Source organism: bacterium, from assembly GCA_029210545.1.
Lineage (GTDB): Bacteria > BMS3Abin14 > BMS3Abin14 > BMS3Abin14 > BMS3Abin14 > JARGFV01.
Genome location: JARGFV010000135.1, coordinates 1 through 5,796, shown reverse-complemented (window position 1 = coordinate 5,796; position 5,796 = coordinate 1). Strand labels below are relative to the sequence as shown.

Sequence of the window (5,796 nt, the reverse complement as noted above, 5' to 3'; positions counted from 1 at the left end):
AAAGGGAAAACGACGCTTTTCCCTTTCCGTGGAGCGAAAAGTCCCGGATTGGACTTTTTGCGACCCTGTCAATTTTGTTTTTGACTCTTTTTCCCGCATCTTCGTGTTTCCGTGTTAAGGCTTTACCCTGGGATCGCTTCACCCGATCGGTTGTTCGCGATGACAGCGCCATTACCCGTTGGCCTTTGATCGTTGAACCTTGAACGCCGCCTCCCATCGTCTTCTCAAGATCCCCGCCATGCCTAAAACAGTCAGGCCGGCTCCCGCTAAGGGGATTCCCACAAGAAGGAACCCGATCACCGCCGGAGCGCAGCCTGGCTCGTCTGTTTTCACAGTCGCGATAATGGGCGACAGTACCAGGCGCGCACCCTGCCTGAGTAGCGGCCTTTCGGCGATAAAGGCCGCCGGTGCCGGGCTCAGGGTGTAGTAGGCTTTCAGCAACACCCTCCCCCACCACCGGTGGACCAGGTAACTGTTCCTGTACCCGCGCAGGAGGTCCACTTCCGGCTCCATGGCGCTCCCGTAGGCCGCAGTGGCGATAAAACAGCCGCCTCCCCCGCCGTCTCCGCCCCCGGAAGAAGCCGTTTCAGGTTCGAAAAGAGCGAACTTCCCGAGGCTGTCCGTTAAACCGACGGCCTCCAGGTCCATCATGTGGACTTCCGTATACCCCAGCGGCTCCCACTGGCCGCTGACCGTGGAATATTTGAAGATCTTGATCTGTTCCGGGTTGACAAAGCTGCTCTGCACTCTCTTAAGGTCGATGATCACGCTGAGCGGTCCCGTGTAGACCGCGCTCGTTGAGAGATCATAATACCAAGCGACCCCGCCCGCTTGGTAACCCGGAGGGGCCGGGTGATCGAGGGTGCCCGTGTTGCACCTGGTGTTACCGATCGTCGAAACGTAGCTGAAAGCAACCGTGGCGTCCGAGAGCTTGACCGAGCCGTCCAGGGCCAGGTCTGGCTCACCCGAAGTGAGCAAAGCAGCCGGGGTGACTTCCACGGGCCCCTTGCCCGTGTTGTAGGACCAGATCCTGAGCGTCCCCGTATCCGATTCCCCCTTGTCGTCCGTCGCCCTGTACTCGATGACGTCCGTTCCCATGACACCGAAGGCGCTCTCGTAGGAAAGCTGCCAGGTGTTTCCCTTCTCCTGGGCCGCTGCGGAGTACCACAGGACGCTCGAAAGAAGGGATACGAGGAGGTCCTCCGAATCCTCGTCGGTGACCGGTATCGGGAAGGTCAGGGGGCTGCCCGTGAAGACCGTGGTATCGTGATCGCCTGCCACTGGCGGGTCGTTGACCCTGCTCACGTTCACGGTGACGGTGCCCCAGTCGCTGCCGGTGTAGCCGTCCGTCATCTGGTAGGTGAAGGTGTCCTCCCCAGTGTAGGCCGGGTCCGGGGTGTAGGTCACGGTGTCGGCGGTGGTGTCGGCAACGGCGGTCCCGTGATTCCCCGGGGTGACCGAGATCACTTCGAGGTGGTCCCCCTCAGCAAGGCGGGCGTCGTTCCTGGTCACATCGAAGACGGACTGCTGGTCCTCATCGATGGAGTACGCGTCGTCGATGGCCACCGCCGATGCGGAATCGATGATATTCACGGTCACGGTTGCCGTGTCGGACAGTTCTCCATCGCTTACCGTGTAGGTAAAGCTGTCGCTGGTATATCCTGTGCTGGAAAGGGGACTCGTATAGCGGACATACCCGTCTGTACTGAGGATCACCGACCCGTGCAGGGATGGACCGGCGTACAGGATGGAAAGGGTGCCGTCTGAATCGCTGTCATTGTCCAGAAGGGTGATGAGCTTGTTCGTCGTGCTAGCCAGGACAAAAACGGAATCGTCCCCGGCAACGGGCGCGTCGTTTAAAGGTTCGATGGTGATCGTCACACTGGCAGGGCTCGAGTAGGCCACTTCACCGAACCCATCCTCGTCCCTCGCCTTGTAGGTGAAGGAATCCGAGACCGCTTCCGACCCGTTGTGGGCGTACTGGAAAGTCCCGTCGGAGTTCAGGATGAGGGCCCCGTAGACAGGCCCGGTGACGACCAGGGCCGTCAGTGTGTTGCCCTCCACGGGATCGTTATCGTTGTCGAGGACGCTTGAGGCCCCGCTTGTGAGTGCCGTGGCCATCCCCCCCTCGGCTACAAGGACGTAGTCCTGCAGGGATACGGGAGCGTCATTGCGGGACACCACAGTGATGTAAACAGTGGCCGTATCCTGGGCGCCGTCGACGTCCTTGATCGTGTAGGTGAACGTGTCGGTGCCGTACCAGTTGGCGCCTTCGTCCGGTGTGTAATTGAAGACCGAAGGTGAATAGGAACTGAAATGATCCTCCGTCACCGTTCCGTACATGGGATCGGAGTGGCTGACGCAAGTAACCGTCCCCTCCACGTCCGAGTCGTTGTCCATGTAGAAAATGGGAATTATGGCGCCCTCAAAGAAGGTGACATGGTCATCCCTCGCCACCGGGGGATCGTTGACCGATGTGATAGTGAGGTAGGCAGTGGCGGAGTCGCTGCCGCCCTTACCGTCCACGATGGTGTACCCGAAGGTGTCGGGCCCGAAGTAGTTGTTGTGGGGCGTATAGCGGACCGTCCCCTGGTCGTCTATATAGGAAACACCATGTTCGGAACCTCCGACGGAGATCACAGAGATGGTGTCTCCATCAGCGTCGCTGTCGTTGGACAAAAGAGGAACCGTGAAATTCCTGGTGTCCTCCTCAAGGCTGGTCGAATCATCCAAAGCGGTGGGCGGCGTGTTGCTAAGGGCCTGGGCCAGGTCCACTTCTCCTGTAAGCAGCCCTGAGGTGTTATTTTTCTCGTCGTAGGCCACGAGAGCAAGGGAGAAGTATTCGGACCCGGCATGGCTGCTGATGTCCAGGGAATAATTCTCCTCCCTCCTCGAAATGTGCGGACTCGGCAGGTCGACCATATAGGCCCCGTTGAAATCGGTGGTGCTGGAAATGGCAAGCCCGTCTGCACGGTAATACAGCTCGTACCTGTCTGCCCAGCCGGGCATTTCGCTGTCGTCGCCGGGTGCCCGCCAGAACAGGTCCAGTGTGGAGGCGTTTGCACCAAGTACGACCAGTTCCCCGGCAAGGTTGAGCGGCCAATCCGGCCCGAGGTAGTCGGTAAAACGCCCGCTGTGGTGGGTAAAAACCGAACCGTTTTGCGTGGTCACCCACAGGAGATCGCCATCCTTTGGGTCCACCGTCACCGAAGTGGGCGTATAGATGTCGAACGCGCCGGATACCTGTTCCCAGACCTCCCCCGGGGTTCCCCCGTCTGTCTGGGCCTCCGAATGGAAGAGCCTGGCGAAGACCGCCCCGTTCCTATTCAAAACAGCGAAGGCGTCGGGCCTGTTGTCTCCATCCAGCCCGCCAGGTATTTCGAGGGATCGGAAAACGGCGCATGTGGGCAAAGTGGCCGAAGGATCACCAACCGAAGGGTCGATCTCCCATGAGCCGTTATTGGCAATGGCCATATTGGTGAGGATGTTTTCCGGTCCTGTCAGGGCCTTGTTGACATCCATGGGGTTAAAGGCTATCCCGCCGACCTCCTGGTTCATGAACAGGGATGTCCTCTGGAACGGCTGGCTTCCCCCCTTCACGAGGATCCCGGGAGCCTGGCTGCTGCCGGTTTTCATGCCGGCCAGGATCGTGCGGAACTGGGGCTCGTCCAGGTCAGAGACCAGGCAGTTGGCGCTGTAATCCGTATCCGGGAAAAGATGGGCCGTCATGGAAAGGAAACCGGTTCCTCCATCAGTGCTTCTGAGGATGCCTTCATCACCGTGCAGGTTCGTGAACCACACAATGTCCGGATTGAAGGGGTCGACCAAAATATCAGTGATGTTAGTCCTGCTCGAGGTGCCCCAGTACACCTGGTCGAACAGGTAGCCGGCGGGGCCTGCCCCAACACGGGTGCCCCTCAGAAGGCCCGCGATAGCCTCAGACCCCACCCAAATAGTGTCTTCACTGTCCGGCGATACCGCTGCTGAAATATAACCCACGTCACGTATGCTCTGCCTCACGTCCTCAGCTGCGTCGTCAGTGTTTTTCAGGGATCCGATGCCGGACATGAGCAGCCGGGACCAGGCCCCATTCACACTCTCATAGACGCCGCTCCTCCCGAACGCCAGGGTCCTGCCCCGGTGTCGGGGATCGATAACGATCCCGTCGAGGTTTACGGCGGCGATGCCGGCATCGGATTCAACGAGGGAACCGGATTTGTTGATAGACCAGATGCCGGCCTGGTCATAGGCCAGCCACTCGGTGCCGTTCACCTCCATCCATTTCCGTATTCTGCTTGAAACGGTTGCATAGGGGGCCGCGTTGATCCATGTGGCGACGTCGAGATACCACACTCCGGGTTTGATATTAACGCCGTTGTCGACGTTCCAGTTATACTTTCTCAGAACAGCCACAGGCCGACCGAGTGAATCGCGGCCCAGGGCGGCAACGGGATAAGGCGCCATCCCGGACCCGAGAGCGGCCCAGGTGCCGCCGACATCCCGCCGGAACAATTTCTTGCCGGTTTCTGTACCCAGGAACACCTCACCACCTGGCATCAGTTCAACGGCGGTCGGGGCGCCGTTATCACCCGTAAGGTTTCTATAACCGTTGACATCCAGTTCAAAGGGCCACGCCGCCCCCGGATATCCTGGTGATGAGCCGCAGCTGCCGTCCCGGAGGATCTCGTGATAGTTTCCCTTCGACCTGACTATGAAAATAGTATCTGAGCCGGCCTGTCCGGCGACAGCGGAGATGGGCATATAAAAAGTGATGCGCGGATAAACGGGATCCAGGAAGGAGCTGGATCCGTAGGGCCTCCGATAGACGTACCCGACTTCCTGGGGCTCGGAACCATCGAAGAAAATATCGTTTTCCGTAGTGGCGATGAGATCCCCTGAGGCGCCGCAAAGTGCCATGGAAGACACCGACAGCGTTTCCACCGTCCCGGCGGTGGCGGAGTTATCACCACCCAGGATTCTCTGGAAGGTGTCTGAGGTAAGGTCCAGTTCGTAAAGTGACCCGGACCAGACGGTCTCCTCAAAACCGAACGGTTCGTCAGTACCCCTGGCAATGGCATACACCGTGTCCCCGTCAGGGTCCGGGAGCACCTGCAGGACCCGGAAACCAGAAGTGCTTTCAAAGGAGGTCCAGGTCTCCGCGCCGGAGGTGATGTTTCTCATGTAAAGGCCGTTGGCGGTCCCGGCGAACAGGGTGTCCCCCCCGGCCGACGCATCCAGGTCGTGGATCACACCGCCCCACGGCCCGACGGAGGTCCAGCTGAAACCTGCCGAAGGGAATGCGAACAGGCACACGGCGGCCAGCATCAGGACAACTGAGGCGCCGGCTCCGGATAGCCTATGTAGGGCGGGTCTCAATTCCATACTCCAAATTCCAAATTCCAGACTTCCTTCGTATTCAAATGTCCTACGGTCCGGCTGGATTTTCGAACCCGGCCCCATAATCCTGACCGGCCATTCCCGCCGTCACCCCGGCCCTGAGCCGGGGTCCATGGATTCCGGCTCGCAGCGGCTTTAGCGCTGCGTCCGGAATGACGAAAATATTACAGCTCGCGATGACAAGCTCCGGTAACGGTCCCTTATACTTTAACTCTTAGCCCTACCGCTAAATTCCGGCCATTTTCCCCGGGCCGAATTTAGCGGTGACAGGCATTACACATCTCGCCGTCGGTGTCCCGCATCCTCAGCATCCTGTTGGCCGGGATCTGCGCGTCGCCGTCCGGCGCGCCCGGCGTCTTGCCGTTCACGAACAGGTCCGTTCCGTGCGGGTTGTGGCAC

At 59.6% G+C, this 5,796-nt stretch carries 1 protein-coding gene; it reads right to left on the bottom strand.

All coding sequences use genetic code 11. The features are described from left to right. Positions 1 to 171: 171 nt before the first annotated feature. Complete coding sequence (locus tag P1S46_11040; GenBank protein MDF1537011.1) at positions 172 to 5,382, bottom strand: Ig-like domain-containing protein; 5,211 nt, start codon at positions 5,380 to 5,382, stop codon at positions 172 to 174. Between the last annotated feature and the right edge of the window lie 414 nt (positions 5,383 to 5,796).